General features: G+C 45.1%; 13 protein-coding genes. 3 read left to right on the plus strand and 10 right to left on the minus strand.

The window, feature by feature from the left end:
- Positions 1-38: 38 nt before the first annotated feature.
- The 8 genes from greA to EHO57_RS12180 form a co-directional block, all read right to left on the minus strand.
- Positions 39-2,816 carry a transcription elongation factor GreA gene (gene greA, locus EHO57_RS12145; protein ID WP_135643476.1) on the minus strand — a complete coding sequence of 926 codons (2,778 nt, stop codon included), beginning with the start codon at positions 2,814-2,816 and terminating at the stop codon, positions 39-41.
- Positions 2,817-3,044: 228 nt separating this feature from the next.
- Positions 3,045-3,989: a flagellar filament outer layer protein FlaA1 gene (gene flaA1 / locus EHO57_RS12150; RefSeq protein WP_135643478.1), complete on the minus strand. Its 945-nt coding sequence runs from the start codon at positions 3,987-3,989 to the stop codon at positions 3,045-3,047.
- Positions 3,990-4,010: 21 nt separating this feature from the next.
- Complete coding sequence (gene flaA2 / locus EHO57_RS12155) at positions 4,011-4,730, minus strand: flagellar filament outer layer protein FlaA2 (RefSeq protein WP_135643480.1); 720 nt, start codon at positions 4,728-4,730, stop codon at positions 4,011-4,013.
- 35 nt (positions 4,731-4,765) lie between these two features.
- The gene (locus EHO57_RS12160) at positions 4,766-5,005 is read right to left on the minus strand and encodes a DNA-binding protein (protein ID WP_135643481.1); all 240 of its coding nucleotides are present in this window, start codon (positions 5,003-5,005) and stop codon (positions 4,766-4,768) included.
- 273 nt (positions 5,006-5,278) lie between these two features.
- Positions 5,279-6,097, minus strand: coding sequence for a hypothetical protein (locus EHO57_RS12165; protein WP_135643483.1), 819 nt, complete (start codon positions 6,095-6,097; stop codon positions 5,279-5,281).
- Between the two features lie 72 nt (positions 6,098-6,169).
- Positions 6,170-7,270 carry an LIC10775 family protein gene (locus tag EHO57_RS12170; protein WP_246050677.1) on the minus strand — a complete coding sequence of 367 codons (1,101 nt, stop codon included), beginning with the start codon at positions 7,268-7,270 and terminating at the stop codon, positions 6,170-6,172.
- A 165-nt stretch (positions 7,271-7,435) separates the two neighbouring features.
- Positions 7,436-8,809 (minus strand): DNA repair protein RadA, encoded by a 1,374-nt coding sequence (radA, locus tag EHO57_RS12175; RefSeq protein ID WP_135643485.1) that lies wholly within the window; start codon positions 8,807-8,809, stop codon positions 7,436-7,438.
- The gene (locus EHO57_RS12180; RefSeq protein ID WP_135643487.1) at positions 8,806-9,444 is read right to left on the minus strand and encodes a ribonuclease D; all 639 of its coding nucleotides are present in this window, start codon (positions 9,442-9,444) and stop codon (positions 8,806-8,808) included. Before EHO57_RS12180 ends, radA begins: the two co-directional genes overlap by 4 nt.
- A 106-nt stretch (positions 9,445-9,550) precedes the next feature.
- On the opposite strand from EHO57_RS12180, the gene EHO57_RS12185 reads away from it, so the two are divergent.
- The 3 genes from EHO57_RS12185 (at position 9,551) to EHO57_RS12195 (ending at position 13,908) form a co-directional block, all read left to right on the plus strand.
- Entirely contained in the window at positions 9,551-11,476 is a 1,926-nt protein-coding gene (locus tag EHO57_RS12185; RefSeq protein WP_135643489.1) for a glycoside hydrolase family 36 protein, read from the plus strand.
- Between the two features lie 91 nt (positions 11,477-11,567).
- Positions 11,568-12,038, plus strand: a complete 471-nt coding sequence (locus EHO57_RS12190; RefSeq protein WP_135643491.1) for a putative lipoprotein — start codon at positions 11,568-11,570, stop codon at positions 12,036-12,038.
- 1 nt (position 12,039) lies between these two features.
- Entirely contained in the window at positions 12,040-13,908 is a 1,869-nt protein-coding gene (locus EHO57_RS12195) for a hypothetical protein (RefSeq protein WP_246050678.1), read from the plus strand.
- On the opposite strand, the gene EHO57_RS12200 is transcribed toward EHO57_RS12195, so the two are convergent.
- On the minus strand, positions 13,891-14,994 hold the full coding sequence (locus EHO57_RS12200) for a SpoIIE family protein phosphatase (RefSeq protein WP_135643493.1): 1,104 nt from the start codon (positions 14,992-14,994) through the stop codon (positions 13,891-13,893). The two genes, EHO57_RS12195 and EHO57_RS12200, sit on opposite strands and share 18 nt — an antisense overlap.
- Positions 14,995-15,810 (minus strand): hypothetical protein, encoded by an 816-nt coding sequence (locus tag EHO57_RS12205; protein WP_135643495.1) that lies wholly within the window; start codon positions 15,808-15,810, stop codon positions 14,995-14,997.
- Positions 15,811-15,812: the final 2 nt, after the last annotated feature.

The following is a 15,812-nucleotide window of genomic DNA, read 5'->3' on the forward strand; positions in this document are numbered from 1 at the left end:
CGGGGATTTTTTATACAAAGCCTTACGTTATATAATGCTTAGTCTTGGTTTTGCAAAGAGTAACGGGAAATTTGCAGAACCTTGAACTTGGTTTCTACTCCTCCCAAATTCAATGCAGCGGTTTCTCCCACTTTCTTTCCTAAAAGGGATTTTGCCAGAGGGGACTGGTACGAAATGATATTTCTTTCCGTATCCGCATCCCATGCTCCCAGGATAGAGTAGGTCAATTCCTCTCCGCTGGTCTCATTCTTGAGCTTGATGGTAGTTCCGATATTGATCCGATCCGTTTTTACGTTGGAAAGATCCAGAACCACAGCGGCTTTCAATTCCGCCTCCAGCTTCTTGATCTGAGCCTGCAATTGGACCTGACGCTCCATTGCCGCCTTGTATTCTGCGTTCTCTCTTAAGTCCCCTCTTTCTTGGGCCTCTCCGATATCACGGGAGTTTTCAGGCATTTCTACGTTCACCAAATGGTCAAACTCTGCCTTCTTAGAATTGAGAGCGCGACGAGTCACAAGAACTGCATTCTCGGGAATTCTCGCGAGAACATCTTCGTCTTCATCCTCATCATCGTCTTCTTCCCATACTAGGTCAGGTTTCAAGGATTGGATCAGAGAGAAGAGTTTGTCCTTCTCGGTTTCCTCGATATAAGGAACCTCTCTGTAAAGAGCGTATACTTTGCGAATGTATTCGGAGTCTCCATTTTGGATTGCCTCACTGATAACAGCAGCCTCGTTCCCGAAAAGGATCTCTTGGCAGGTGTTTTTCAATTTGGTTCCCTTCTCCTCAATCTTGTTCAGAGGCTTGAGCATACGAAGAACTCTTAGGATCATGTCCTGTCTAGAAACATGCATCCACTCTTCTTCCCAAGCGTGAGTCAGGATGGATTTTGCCACCCAAAGGAATACTTCCGGATTTTCTTTTGCACGAGAAGAAGCTGTTTCGATGAAGAGATTCAGCTCCGCAAATTTTCCGTCAGCTTCCAGAACGGAAACCACGTATTTATTGTTCTTAACAGGAACCTCGAACAGAAGTCCGACGAGTATATTCACCCAATCCGAGTGATATTTTTTCACAAGATCCACGAAGGACTTTTTGATGTCCAAGTTGGTGATCTTAGAAGAAGCTTCCAAAAGCTCTTCTCTTTTCAGGGATTTTACGATCTTAGCAACATCGTCCGGCTTCAGGAATCGTTGGAAATCGTAAGGACTTCCATCCTCTCCTTCCATGGTAGAAGCGACTTCTTCTAGATACAGATACGCTACTATCTTACGGAAAGAATCGTTGGTCTGCTCTTCTTCGAAATAATGATGGGCAAAGGTATCGATCGCACTTTCTGCCTCTTCCTTATTGCGAAGAGCTTCGATCGCGATATCCAAACGTTTAGAAGGATCCGCGTTCGCATTGAACTTTTCAGTCAATTCTTCTGCGTAAGTGATCGGTTTTTCCCTGTACCAGAGTTCGTCCTTCTTCTTAGGATTGAAGCCTAGGTTGTCCTCTTTCTTGATCACATTCTTGGCTTTATTCCACCATTTGGACCAATCGACTGCAGGGATGAATTTTCCGGCGATCTCAGCCTTCATTTCGGCAACCAACATGTGATTGTCGAAGGAAGTTAATAATTCCTTAAAGAACCCAGGAAGATCACTTTCGAAAAGACTTACGACAGAGCCCTTGTCCTCGTAGAATCTCACCCAGATATGATCCCCCTTAAGAGGCTTGAGGCTAGTGATAGCCATCTGAATGGAGAGCTTGTGGTTCTTCTTATCCTTGAAGTCCACAAAGATAGAATCTCCGTTAGGCGAAATAGAGACGATCTTTCCGACTCCCCAGTTCCTATGAAGAACGTAGTTACCAGTATCGAATACGATATTTCTCTCGAAGTTGGAAATACAGACCTTAACAGGCTTTCTGTTATTTCCAAGCTCGGACATCTTGAGGAAGTCTTCGAGTAAGCTGTGATTTGCGTATTTTAGTTTATAAACTCGGATGAGTTCGTTACGAGCCTTATTGGAAACTGGTTCGTGATCCAGGATCTTTTTCAGAAGATAGATCACTCTATCCCAATCTTCAGTGATCTTGAAAGGCTCGACTAACGGATATAGGTATCCGGCCAGACGGGTCTTTTCTCTATGTCCCAAGAGAATACGTTCGATCTTTTCGACGAATTGAATATCGTCATAGCTGTTGGTTACAAAGATCGGCCAGATCTCTTCGAATTGATCGTAATCCTTTGTCTTAGCAAAGGTCTCGATGGCTTGCTTAAGATAAGTAACCGCTTTTTCCTTGTTCTCATCAAGGATAGCTAACGCATATTTCTTTGCGATCTCAGGATTCTTTCTGTCTTGCTTTGCAAGCTTCTCCAGGATCGGCTTGAGTTCTTTGTTTTTCTTGAGTTTTTCAAGAGCCTCCGCCTTGAAACGGAGTGCGTAACGATCCTCTCCGAATTTGAGGATATTGTCGGTGATATGTTCGATGATCACCCATTTAGCCGCTTGCTTGAAGGAGTCCAAAAGGGTCTTGAAATAACTAGCTGCGTCTATACTTCCCTTCTGCAATCCGAGCAATCCCAACATATAGCGAGCAGAGATACTTTCCGGATGATCTCCCAGATGCTCTTCTAATTTCACTTTTGCCGAATCAGAGAGTCCCGCTGCGTTAAATGAATCGATGAGGTCGTCGTATATTTTAAATTTGGAAGCGGGGATGGAATTTGCGTCGGAGCGGACATAGATCTCCTCGTTGAAAAGAGAGGTCAGCTTGTCCAGTTCGCTGGCAGGCTTTGTTTCCGCGGTTGTCGCAGTTTCGTTAGACATAGGAATTACTCCGCCGATGAGCTCGGCATTCAAAAATAGGTTCGGATGGGCGGTTTTTTGTGTGTGGGAGCCCTTTCTAAATCAATTATAGCAGCGTAGGCTTATCCGTAAACCAGAATTTGGGCTTACGAAGTCTATAGCGGCTTTCCCTGTTACTTAGGGTAGAAATAAAAAAAACGCGGGCCAAAACCCGCGTTTTCATTAGCCAAAGAATGGGCCGGGACGGTATTATTTGTTACCGTTTCCCCCGCCTTCGCATTCCTTCTCAGCTTTAACTTTCAACATCTTGTCGAGTTTACGTTTAGAACGGCAGTCGTCCGCATCGAAATCGATAGAAGCTCCATCGAAGTGAACTTCGAAAACGTCGGAAAGAACTCTTAACTCGTCAAAGAATAAGTAAACGGTCTCTCCGCTCGTATCAGGGCGGGAACGGATCTTAAACTGTTTGAAAACGAGGGTCTTTACCTGAGGGAAGGAGTTTACGTCCTGAGGAACTCCCGGAGGGATCTCGAAAGTAAGAGGTCTCCATCCGATAAAGTCCAGATCTCCGAATTGGAAGATATGGGAGTCGCCTTTCCAATCTTCCAGCCAACCTTCTAAGTTGTACTCGTTTCCGCGTCCGCAAACCCATACGGATACCGCTTTTACGATACCAGGGAATTCCACACCGTAGATCTTGAACTCTTTACGTTTGTTATTTGCATCCAAGTAAGCCATCTTACGAACGATCTCGTATTCAGGCGTGCGAGGAGGACGAAGGGAAACAGCGTTGTCTCCAGGGAAGGTAAAGGCGAATTTTATACCCAATACTTTTCCGTTGGTCGAATCTACGTTCTTGATATCTCCCGGCTTTCCAGGGATGAGTTTTACTTCTCTCAATACCTGAGCGTTGGAAGCAGCAGGCTGGTACTGTGTTGCTTGCCCTTGCGGAACGATCGTGTCCTTGTCGGTGGTCATTTCCCAGCCGTAAGGAGCAGAAGAAGGAGGATTGTCCCAGGATTCCACGGTGATGGAACGAAGCTCCATACCGCTTACGTCGATCCCTGTAGGAGACTCGATCCCGCCTTTCTTCTTTTTGATAAATTGTGCGCTAACGGTTCCCAAGAGAAGGATCGTGGAAACTCCCAAGGCTAGTGCAGCGGTAATTCTAAATTTTTTGCTGAGGTTTTTCATACGTAAATCCCTACCGAAAGATCACCAGTTGTCCTTGATTTCCGAACCCGGATACTTCGTATCAGATTTATCGGCGCGAACTTCCAAATCATCCACATAAAAGTAGAAGCTTCCCCCTACTTCGTGAACATCGCTCGTAACGAACAGGGATACGAATCTCAGGTTCTTATCTAATAATGCGAAGCGAGTGCTTTGAGGAACGAATCCTGGAACGGTTGCGGTCAGTTTTCTCCAGCCGAAATAGTCCAGACGACCCATTCTGATATTGTGGGTCTTTCCTCTATAGTCTCTCAACTTAACGAAGAGTGTGTGACGGAACTTTCTTCCCAAGGCCCAAACAGAAACTTGGCGAGCTTTTCCTTTGATCACATATTCGTGAGGAGGAAAAACTTCGACTCTATCAAAACCTCTATCGTTGTAGTAGGTCTTGATCCCGAGGATATGGTTCTTCTCCAACTGATCTCCCCCGTTATCAGGAACAGTATTCTCGTCGAATACGTCTCTGATCAGTCCCCTTTGGACCATCTTGAGGGTCTTAGTCTCTCCGAGAGGAGTAGTAGCCTTAGCTCTCCAGTCCTCAGACTCTTCGAAGTTCTCGAGTATAATTTTCTCCAGGGGATCCTGAATTTGGCCGGCTTGTCCGCCGCCTTGGTTCCCGCCTGCAGGCTGTTGTTGGCCAGAAGTACCAGCTAAAGCCAAGAAAAAGAGAACGGTAGCAAAAAAGTACTTCTTCTTCCCCATGAGAATATCTCCTAAAAGATTTAGTGCAATCCTATCTAATTCCGAGAGGGTGGAAAGTCTGCCTCAGTCGGCTCTCCGTCCTGGATCATGTCCTGGAACTTACGAAGAACCTCGATCATTCTGCCGACTCCTTCGGCTGGAATGAATATAGAGGATTTCTTGCTATTGGACCATTCGGAAACTTTTAAATAGTATCCGTTTTCGTTCCGTTTCAGATCGACCAGAAATTTTTTGTTCTGAGTAGCGACCTTCTCCGTAAGGATCTCGGGGTCCAAATAGATCTCTCCTTCCCGTCTCTGTGTTTAAATATCGGTAGTCGAAGTTCCAAAATTAGCCAAGTAAAAAGTTTTTTGCGCGGTTAAAGAAAAAATCGCGATTTTTGGTCTCCCCACCCTGCCTTGGGTGGGGGCCGGTGCGGTGGTACCCCGTTGCCCCGACGCTCGCTCCCACCTAACACAAAATTCCCTCTCTTACAAAGCCTTTTTTACTCCAACCTTCCTTGTAGGAACTCCCTCAGTATCAAATTGCGACATAAACTTCCCTTTGTACTAGGAATTTGCGAGTCTTCTTCTCCAAATAATTACGCCGATAATCCAGAGATAGTTCAGAACGAGAAGACCGGAGATCCCCAAAATACCCATATTTACCAGGACCCCTTCCGGATTTGAGATCGGAAGGAGGATCCTAGGGTTTTCGGAAACGGCGAACCCATATTTTTTCCCAGCCTCCCGGACGGCTTCGGAATAATAAGAATACAGCCCGGAGGCGGAAAGTGACTCCCCTACTCTCGGGTTCTGCTTCTCCCAATCGCAGACTTTTTCGGAGAGCTGAGGGCAGGCTGCCCATACATGGACCGGTTCTCCTTCTTTCCAATCTGTCGGTACCCAAGGAGCCACATGGAAGTATAATGGTTTCGTAATAGAACCCGGCGCTTTGGTCTTCAGGATAGCGGTTTTTAAGAGTTGGTATTGGTATAGGAATTTTGAATTGGTGAATCGAAAGATGCGAGAGCTCAAGATCCCAGAATCCGCCTGCAAGATGGTTTGCTCCGGAGTCTGCAGTCCCAAGAAGAATCCGAATGCATGGCTTAAATAAAGTGCGGACAATGGTCCGGACAGAAACCCCAAAAATAAGGCAAAGAAGATCGTATTCCCGTAAAACTTAGTGAGCTTTAAGGTGAGATAGAATAACGGCAAGAAGAGAAGTCCAAGAAACGCAACGGTCGAGAACATTGTCCCGAAGAGACCCACTGGCAAGAAGAGCGCAGCCATTCCATTCACGAATAGAAGGCCTAGCCCCAAGAGTTTCCAAGGAGGATCCGGGCGTTTTGGTTTTTGGTTTTCCCAATTTTTTACTAACGCGAGCATGTTCTATCACTCGTTAGGATCGAAGAAGGCAATCGATCGAAAAGAATCCTTCTTAAGGCTCCTATCGACTTCCTATTCTACGACGACTGAAGAAGAAAATCTACTCCAGATTTTTACCGCTTCGGATTCTAATCGAAGCGGATAGGCCAAAGAAAAAAGGATTCCCCTTGTGCCTCTTAAATAAAATTTCTCTAGGACTACGATTTTGCTCCTTCTTCCATCCGGAGAAACATAATTAAAGTCGGTTCGGTAGGCATCTCCTTCCTTCTTACGCAGATAATTCCATTCTCTCATGGTCCTCGGGTTGATCCCTCGTAGAGAATCCCAGATCTTATAGTAGTTCTGAGCATCGAATGCCTGAGGATGAAAATGCAATGTGGTCCCGATCGTAAATACGATCCGATCCGGTCGGAAGAATAAGAGTCCTTCGCTGCTCTTTCTATATTCTTTTTCCCAAGTATCCGGCTCCTTCTCCAAAGGAAAACTCTTATAGAATCGATGCACCTGCCAAAGAAAATCCGGATCTTCTCCGGAGAATTCCCTATCCTGGTCCGGAAATAGATACGAAAAATCGGAACTCAGGTCCAAGGCATAAGCGAAGTCGTTACTTTTGATCTTCAATACGGAAGGGTCCCAGCATCCGAAAGGATCCGTCAGTCTCTGCAGTTCCTTCTCCTTATGAGAATATTGATCTAGGAATTTTCCGAGAAGCCTCGCCGTTCTTTCAAACGCTTCCGGCACTAGCTTGCCGTATCGCAAACGATAACAATACATGGAGCCTTTTAATAAGCGGATCGCAGAGTAAGGATTGCCGTGCTTCTGTAGACTTTCTGCTTCGCTATAGTGCAGGTCTAATTCGGAACGACTCGGAAATACTTCCTTGTATTGCCGATCCAGGATCATTTCCACGTGACCGTCTTTATAGAATCTGTAATTTCGCAAACGGGAGTCCGTCTTCCAAACATAATGTTCGCTCAATCGAAATGCTCCCTGCAATCGGTTGTGCAGTAGTTCTTCCTTCTTATCCTGATCGCTAAACCAAGGTTGACGAAGTAGAGGATCGATCTCTTTTTCCTGAGTCATCGCGTCATTGGAAATAAATAGGAAGATCAAGAATGAGAATGGAATAGCCCGGCATTTTGCAAGGGACCAAATAGATCGGAGGAGCCACATCGGTGAAATCTTAAAATAGAAAACAGCGAACTAAGTTTAATTTATCCTCTAAAAAAAGAAAGATAATTATATAAGATCGGATTTGCCAAAGGAAGTACGTTTAGAAAAAGAAATGATCAGATTGTCTCAGAATATTCCTTTTTTATGAAATTCCTTTCTGGAAAATCAGCGAAACAAACCTTCCAATTCACGAAGAGAATTGATCCCAATGATCTCAAGCCCCGGGATCTTTTCCAACTCGGAAAGATTTCCTTTAGGAAGATAGACTCTTTCTATTCCTACACCTTTCAATTCCTTCAAACGAATGGTGACCTGTCCTACGGATCGCACTTCGCCCGAAAGACCTACCTCTCCTATGACTGCGGATCCGGATTGCACCGGTCTTTCCGTGTAGCTCGAAAGAATGGAAGCGCAGATGGCCAAGTCCAAGGCAGGCTCGTCTATCTGCAATCCTCCTGCGAGGTTCCCAAATATATCACATTCCGATAATGTATGTCCCAAATACTTTTCGATCACCGCGGCAAGAAGGATCAATCTTCTGGTATCGGGACCTTCTGCCATTCTGCGAGCCTGGGAATAATTCGTCCTGCTCACTAAGGCTTGGACTTCCACACTGAGAGCGCGACTTCCCTCTAGGACCGAACTGATAACGGAGCCACTTTTCCCTTCGGTTAAAGAACTGATGAATACTCTTTGTCTGTCCTTTACTTCCTTCAGTCCGGATTCCAGCATTTCGAAAACTGCAAGATCGCCCACTGCACCGAATCTGTTCTTAACGGCTCTTAATAAGCGAAAATAATTCAGTTTGTCCCCTTCGAAATAGAGCACTGTGTCCACCAAATGCTCCAACACTTTCGGTCCGGCAATGGCTCCGTCCTTAGTGATATGCCCGGTCATAACGATCGGGATCCCAGTACGTTTAGAAGTTTCTAATAGAACTTGAGTGCATTCTCTCAATTGGGTGACCGTGCCCGCTTGGTTCGGCAAGGCTTCTCGGGTCAGAGTTTGGATGGAATCCACAAAGACCAGATCCGGAGAAATATCCTCGATCATGGCGGAAATATTCTCCGCATACGTCTCGGAAGAAAGAAGAAGGTCCGAAGAAAGAACTCCCATTCTTGCGGCGCGGAGTCCTACCTGAGCGGCTGATTCCTCTCCGGAAATATAAAGGATCTTGCAACCTTTGGAGATCATACTTCGACTGATCTCCAACACCAAGGTGGACTTACCTACACCGGGCTCTCCTCCGACCAAGATAAGACTTCCGGGAACAAGTCCTCCACCCAAGACCAGATCCAGTTCGGATAACCCGGTTGTGACCCGTTTCGTATTGTCTGCAGGAATGGAATCGATCGGGATCGGTTCCTTGTAACTCGCATTCTTTTTAAAAGAAGAAGGTACCGAAGAGGAGAAACGATCCCCTCCCGACTCCTCAACGATCGTATTCCATTTTCCGCAAGAGTCGCATTTTCCGGCCCAGCGGGAATATTCCTGACCGCAGGATTGGCAAAGAAAGATTTTTGTGATCTTCTTCTTCAATGCTCGAATAAAGTCTCCATTTGCAACCAATCGATTTGGTTGAAAACGGGAAGGCAAAGGAAGGCTTCCTGAGCCAGTTCATATCTTCCTTCTCGGATCAAGATCTGAGTCAGTTTTTGGGATAAGGATATCAAGAATAACACATCGCCGGAAGCATAATCGATCTGATCCTTGGTTAGAGTCTTAGCGCCCCAGTCGGAAGATTGATTCTTCTTGTCCAATACCTCGTCGAAGAATTCACGGATCAGATCCTTGAGTCCATGTTTGTCCGTATACGTACGAGCCAATTTGGAAGCGATCTTGGTACAGAAGATTCCCTTGGTCGCGATACCGAGTCGATAACGTAAAAATAATGTATCCATCCTAGCAAAATGGAATACCTTAGTGATCTCCGGATTTTCGAATAATTGCTTGAGAAGCGGAGCTTCTTTTTGATCGGGCAGGATCTGCACAAGGCTGACTCGATTCTTAGAATCACAGATCTGGACCACGCAGAGGCGGTCTCTTCTGGGATTCAAACCCATCATTTCACAATCTACAGATAAATGATCGTCTGCAAGATATTCCTTGAATCTCTCTTCGGAAAGATCTCCGGGAAATAGATCGGGTTTTGTAGTCGGTCGGTTGGATGCCATAAAGCCAAAATAATGAGATCCTATCTACGGTCCGCAAGAAAAGTCCGTTTCCTTTCCCGGTTTTTTTCCTTTTCTATCTTTCGAAGATGGAAACCATCGTCATAAAATGAAAGCTATCCTGCGCACTCGTGTCTACGAAGAAGAACGAAAATCACAATTTCAGTTTGCTCCCGGAAAGTCGGAAAGCCTAAGCGATTGTGGGAACTATAAGTTTTATTTTAAGTTAGTAAAATCCGCCGGGAAATCCACGTACTCTCCGGTCCTGGAATGGATTGCGGAGCGCAGGCCTCAGGCAGGATTGGAACTCTTGACTTTAGAATGGGAACTTCCTTCTCATGAGATCAAAGAAGGGAGGATCTTTCGCCATGGATACCAGTCCTGGAGCCTTTCCGCTTCCGAAGATCTGAAAGACTCGGATTTTTCTCCTAAGCTTTCCTTCTTACAATATTCCCAGGAGAATATTTATTCGGAACATGCAGGCGAACCAGGCAACTGGATCTCGGAGGCCTATGTGCTCCTTCTTCCGAAAGAAGAAGGGTCCAAGTTTTTTGCAGGTGCCATCTCCAAAGGAGAAGAAGGAGTCAAATTCAAGATCATTACGAATCCTTCTTCCAAGAAATCCAATACCGATATCCTCACGGGAGACATTCGCGTTGTTTACGATTTCTTCCGATTTGAGGATTTCAAGGGGAATAAACTTTCTCTTACCCATATCAGGATCTCCCGATTCACTGGAGAAGAATCCGTTTTCTTAAAGAGTTATTTTGCGGAACTAGGCAAGAACCTAAAAGTAAAACTCACGGAAACCCAAGTGCCGACAGGCTGGTGCTCCTGGTACCATTATTATACAAAGATCTCCGAAAAGATCATATTACAAAATTTGAAAGAACTTAGGACCAAGAACCTTGGGCTGAAGGTATTTCAGATAGACGACGGTTATCAGAAAGAGATCGGGGATTGGTTGGAGACAAACGATCGCTTTCCGGGAGGAATGGGATTATTATCCGACGCGATCCAATCCGAGAAACTGATCCCAGGGATCTGGCTCGCTCCTTTTCTGGTCCGTAAAAAATCCAAGTTCTTCCAGAAATTCCCGGAAGCAGTCTTAAAGGACAGAGAAGGGAATCCGGTTCCTGCCCTTTGGAATCCTCTTTGGGGAACGGACTATACTTATACTCTGGACGTAACCCATCCTGCATCCAAGGAATTCCTCACAAATGTGATCCGCACCTTCGTGAAAGAATACGGATACAAGTACCTGAAACTGGACTTCTTGTATTCCGCTCTTCTTCCCGGCTGGACCTATGACAGAAATCTTTCTCCTCATACTCGTTATATAGAAGCAATTCGTCTCATCCGAAAGGCAGCCGGCAAAGAGGTATTTCTTTTAGGCTGTGGAGCGCCCATACTTCCGTCCGTAGGACTATTCGATGCGATGCGGATTTCCTGCGATGTGGCCCCATTCTGGTACAGGGAAAAAGTACGGATACTCGCCAAGGACAGGAACGGTCTCTGCACAGAAAGAGCGCTGATCAACGATATTACCCGAGCTTCCATGCACAGAACTCTTTGGCTGAACGATCCGGATTGTCTCTTGGTTCGCCAGAAAAAGAACCATATGACGGAAGGACAGACCAAGATCATGGCGAATATCATGTCCCTTTCGGGAGGAATGTTATTCGTTTCCGACGAACTTTCTATGATCAGCAAGGAGAGGTTGGAGATCCTACAAAAGGCTTTGGCCCTTCAGGCAAAATGCCGCACGAAGGTCCCTCTTCCGATCGGCCTAGGCGATCAGTTTTTTCCGAATGCAATGTACAATCCTGCGGGATTCCTGGGCATCTGGAATCCAAGCGACGAGAAGAAGGAGATCCGACTTTCTCTCTTCTTCCCTTGGGACAAGAAAAATACGGTGGATTATTGGACCGGTGAAACTCCGAAATCCTTAGAGATAGATTCCAGAAAAAAATTATTACAAATTACCCTAGAGCCTTGGTCTACGGTTACCCTGCATTCCGGAAAACAAAGTTGACTCTCTTTGAATTTAACTTCAGAATTGGCCCGGCGTGCCTGAAACATTCCTCTCCGTTCTAGCGAGAAAGGGCCGCCAAAGAGGTATATCAATGAAGTATTTCCAAAAAATTCTAGGAGTGAGCCTGCTCTTGCTCGGCCTGGTCGGGTTCCAAAACTGTTTCATCTTAGATATCATTACTTCCACTTCTCAATCCATCTCCAAGTCTTCGGATTCCTTGGATAGTATCTCCAAGTCCGTCATTTCGGTAGTATCTTCCGTATCTTCTTCTTCCGCAGACAAAGCGGCTCAGAAGAAAGTATATCAAAAAGAAGTAGAGACTCTAACTCTCTTCCATTTGCAAAACGGACCTTCTTCAGAGTTCAGATCCGATCTAGCCGAGATCGCTGCGAAGAACGGAGTGGTGAATTGGAAAAGTTCCGAAGAGACCTATGTTTCTATCGGAAGAGGTCTGAGAAAAGCCGGGATCAGCGACGAGCAATTCAGGAATTTCGCGGCTCCGATCGCAAGCTCACGTCCTGTTTTCGCAAAGGCATTAGAGAAAGGTTATCTTTCTCTTTAATTTGAAGCGTTTTCCTATTTCGCGGTCTGAGTTCTCAGGCCGCGTCTGCATTCTACTCTTTCTCCTTCTTCCTTATTCTTCTCTCCTGTCTAAGGATATCACTTTTGATTTCATCTATGTGGATGCAAACACAGGCCAGTCCAGCGGTGGACATTCGGCGGTTCGAATGGACGATACTGTCTTTCATTTCCAATACTATCCGGACGGGATCTTTCGGATCGTAAAGGAATCTTACGATCGCTTCTCCTATTCTTATAATATCTATTCCAATCGCACGAGTAAGATCGCAAAGATCTCCATGTTTGCCGACGAACTAGAAAAGATCAGGGACGCTTTCGAAAAAGTGTCCATTATCCAATTCAAACACTTAAAGAATTTGGAATCTATTCGAAGGGATATCTCTTTCTTAAAAGAGATCGAAAGTCCGAATAAACAGGTCCGGATCAAGGGACTGGGATATTTCCAAGCAGGAAGCAAGTCCTCTATCCTTCTCGCGTTGAAAGAAGAAATGGATCGCAAGAAGGGAAAAGGTTGGTTAGGAAGATCCCGGACAAAACTGAAGAACGAGATCTCGAATTCCATAGAAGACAAACAGTTCGAGTTAGAATCCCCTCTTCCGAAAGTAGAAGAAAAGACCTATCCTTTTTATAAAGGAGGGGTTTCTGCCTGGTTCATTCCTCGTCTGGAAAAACTTTCCGTTCTGGAAATCTTGGACGGAGGATTCGGATTAAATCAGGATGCGATCTTTTCTTCTGCTTCGTATCCTTTGGATCCTCAGGAAAAGGAAAAACTGACTGCCTTACGAGACTCCCTCTTAAGTTCCGTTGTAGATCTATTAGAAGAAGATTCCGCCGATTGGGGTCGCCCTGTCATCACTAGCCTTGCCAGATTACTTGTCTTAGAGAAGAGCATTGAACACGGAAGATTGTATTACCTTACTTCCTTTCCGGAAACTTCGGAATCCATTTCTCCCGAAACATTTAAAGAACATAAGGAATTCGTAAAACAAAGCCAAAAAGTTTTACTGGGAGCTGCCAAGAATTATAGGGAGGAAGTATTTAAGAGTGATACGCTTTCCGAAGATCAATACCAAACCTTGGAAGATCTGGAAAATCGGGATTGGGAGCTCAGGACCGGAATGCAAAGAGGGATCTCTATCCGAAATACATTCGAAAAATTGTCTCCCGATCTTGCAGGAACATTCCTATATTCCTTTCCTGTGCCGGAGAAAGAAAAAATAGATCTTCTCATTTCCAGAGCCGAAGAAAAAGAAGAAGAATATTACGACTCCCTAAAGTCCTTTTACGATTTCAAACTCGTCGGCAGGAATTGCACTTCGGAGATCTTCGATGTATTAGCATCCAATCTGAGTGAAAAAGAATACCGGGACAGTCTGGGAGAGAATATCAATCCCCATCGATCTTTGGCGTTCGTTCCTTTTATCGCATACGATACCGTTCTCAGGAATTGGCATATAAAGCATCTGGAAACCGAATTTTCGTATAGAAAATCGGAGCTGATCAGGATGTATGATACGGGCTCCGACAAGTGGTACATCTATTTCAGAGAAGCGAATACCCTTACCTCCTCCGTTTACAGATCGAACGAGGACGACCCTTCTTTTCTGTTTTTCACGGACGATCTATTTCTACTTCGTCCGGTCTATGGCGTCTTGAATTTAGGCTGGGGGCTGGGAAATTCGGTCTTAGGAATATTTACCCTTCCCTTCGATAAAGGAAAACGGATCCAGAACGGGCTGCAGTCCGCCTTCTTCTCACTGCCTGAATTAGTATTTTTTAATATTCGAAAAGGTTCCTTTCCGAACGCGCCCGCTCCAAAGGCAAAAAAGGACTCAAAGGCGGAGGAGTAGATAGCTGGAATCGTCCCTGAATTCCCTAGTAGGAAGACTTACCTTAGTATAAGAGTGGATCGCCTCTTGGAAGGCCGATAGCCCCAATCCTTTTTTTCGGATCTCTTCCAATTCTCCAAAGAGAGGATTGGAAAGATTATTCAAAAGCCCGTCGCTATATAGGAAAAGAACGTCCCCTTCTTTATAAGGGATCTCATGCGATTCAAATTCCAATGAATCCATGATCCCAAGAAGCTGCCCTGATTTCTCGTTTAAAAGCAATTGACCATCAGCCTGGTACAAGACCGGGAAAGGATGCCCTCCCCTTGCATAGGTGATCGTCTTTTTGTCTAAATGAACGATTGCCACCGCAGCAGTAAGGCTATGGGTACCTATCTCCTGAGACAATTCTACATTCATTCTTTTTAATATATGGGAAGGATCGGCTTGTTCCTTATAAGCCTCTCTCGCCACGCTGGTCATGAGTAGCCCGATCAACCCGGAAGTAACTCCGTGATCCTCGATATCGCCCAGAAGGACCAATAGATTATTGCCGGTACGGGATAGAACATAGAAGTCCCCGCTTACGAAGGAAGCCGGAATATTATCCACTGCGACTTCCAAGGGAGAAAGGTCCGGAACGGACAGGATCTTTCTTTGGATCTTGGAAGCAAGCCTGAGGTCTCTTAGTATACTCTCATCTCTCGCTTCCTTCTCTTTTAACAAAGTGTAATAATCCAAGGCTCTTTGGACTGCAATTCGCACTGTCTGCAATGAGAACGGCTTGAGTAGGAAATCGGAAGCCTTGTGAGTAAGAGAGGTCACCACATTATTGATGTCCCTTTCTCCAGTCATCATGATGACCTGGGTCCCTGGATTCAGGTTTTTGAAATAAGGAAGAGCATCCAAACCGCTCGTTCTAGGCATATGTATGTCCAAGAATACGATCGGGTTGGCTTCTTTTTCGAAATATTCCTTACCCTTATCCACCGAATCGAAAAACGTAGAATTATAACCTAATTTCGAGAGTAAAATTTCGAGAGCTTCCCCCACATCCCGATCGTCATCTATGATCAAAATTTCAGGCTTAATCGTAATTGATGTCATCTACTCGATCCTAGAAAATTCCCTGGTTTTGGAAATCCTGGCAACCATAGAATCATAGTGTTCGTCAAACAAGGATTTTTCGAGGTAGGAATTGGTACAGGAAACCATTTCTCCATAAGTCCAAGTATACGGCCGAGAAGAATCCCGATCTAGAATTTTTCCGGAGTGGATCGCTCCGGAAAGAGAGCGAAGGTTTTCTTTTTTAAAACATCTGAGCATCGCTCTAAATTCCCCTTCCTTCTCTTCGGATAAGAATCTGAAATTTTTGTGAAATAAGACCGCATCGTGGAAATATTCCGGAATATTGAAGGCTCCTGCGGCGCCCATCTTACCGGAAAGCAGACGAATAAAATGAGTGATCTCGTTCATAATATTCAGTCCCGGATATTCTTGGCCTTCGAATAATTTCTTTTTATCGCCTAACTTGCCAAGACGAACGTTCTGACTTAAAAGCCAATCTATGTAGACCATCGGAAAGGACTGTCCGATCTTCTTAAACAGGAAGTCGGAGAATTTCAATCTCATGTGCACCAAGGTCTCTTTCTCTTCCGTCTTGATAAAGATCCGATTGTCCACCTCGGAAATTCCATGGATCTCCAATTGTGTCTTCTGGAATCCTCTCATGGAAAGCATTTCGAACATGCCGGATTCTTGTAGTAATTCGTCTACTTCCTTGGCGGAGAAACGATTGAAAAGCGTATCCTCGATCCCTAAATGCGTCTTGAATTCTCGATTTACATCGATCAAACCCAATGCCTCTGGATCGATATAGCTCTGGCCTGCGGGGGCCTTGTCTGAACCGGAAAATATACTCATCT

Origin of the sequence: Leptospira langatensis (assembly GCF_004770615.1) — a bacterium.
Lineage (GTDB): Bacteria > Spirochaetota > Leptospiria > Leptospirales > Leptospiraceae > Leptospira_B > Leptospira_B langatensis.

Bases quoted from the DNA above. Each gene is read 5' to 3' on its own strand.
- greA (WP_135643476.1), bottom strand. From the start codon at position 2,816: ATGTCTAACGAAACTGCGACAACCGCGGAAACAAAGCCTGCCAGCGAA.
- flaA1 (WP_135643478.1), bottom strand. From the start codon at position 3,989: ATGAAAAACCTCAGCAAAAAATTTAGAATTACCGCTGCACTAGCCTTG.
- flaA2 (WP_135643480.1), bottom strand. From the start codon at position 4,730: ATGGGGAAGAAGAAGTACTTTTTTGCTACCGTTCTCTTTTTCTTGGCT.
- EHO57_RS12165 (WP_135643483.1), bottom strand. From the start codon at position 6,097: ATGCTCGCGTTAGTAAAAAATTGGGAAAACCAAAAACCAAAACGCCCG.
- EHO57_RS12170 (WP_246050677.1), bottom strand. From the start codon at position 7,270: ATGTGGCTCCTCCGATCTATTTGGTCCCTTGCAAAATGCCGGGCTATT.
- EHO57_RS12180 (WP_135643487.1), bottom strand. From the start codon at position 9,444: ATGGCATCCAACCGACCGACTACAAAACCCGATCTATTTCCCGGAGAT.
- EHO57_RS12185 (WP_135643489.1), top strand. From the start codon at position 9,551: ATGAAAGCTATCCTGCGCACTCGTGTCTACGAAGAAGAACGAAAATCA.
- EHO57_RS12190 (WP_135643491.1), top strand. From the start codon at position 11,568: ATGAAGTATTTCCAAAAAATTCTAGGAGTGAGCCTGCTCTTGCTCGGC.
- EHO57_RS12200 (WP_135643493.1), bottom strand. From the start codon at position 14,994: ATGACATCAATTACGATTAAGCCTGAAATTTTGATCATAGATGACGAT.
- EHO57_RS12205 (WP_135643495.1), bottom strand. From the start codon at position 15,810: ATGAGTATATTTTCCGGTTCAGACAAGGCCCCCGCAGGCCAGAGCTAT.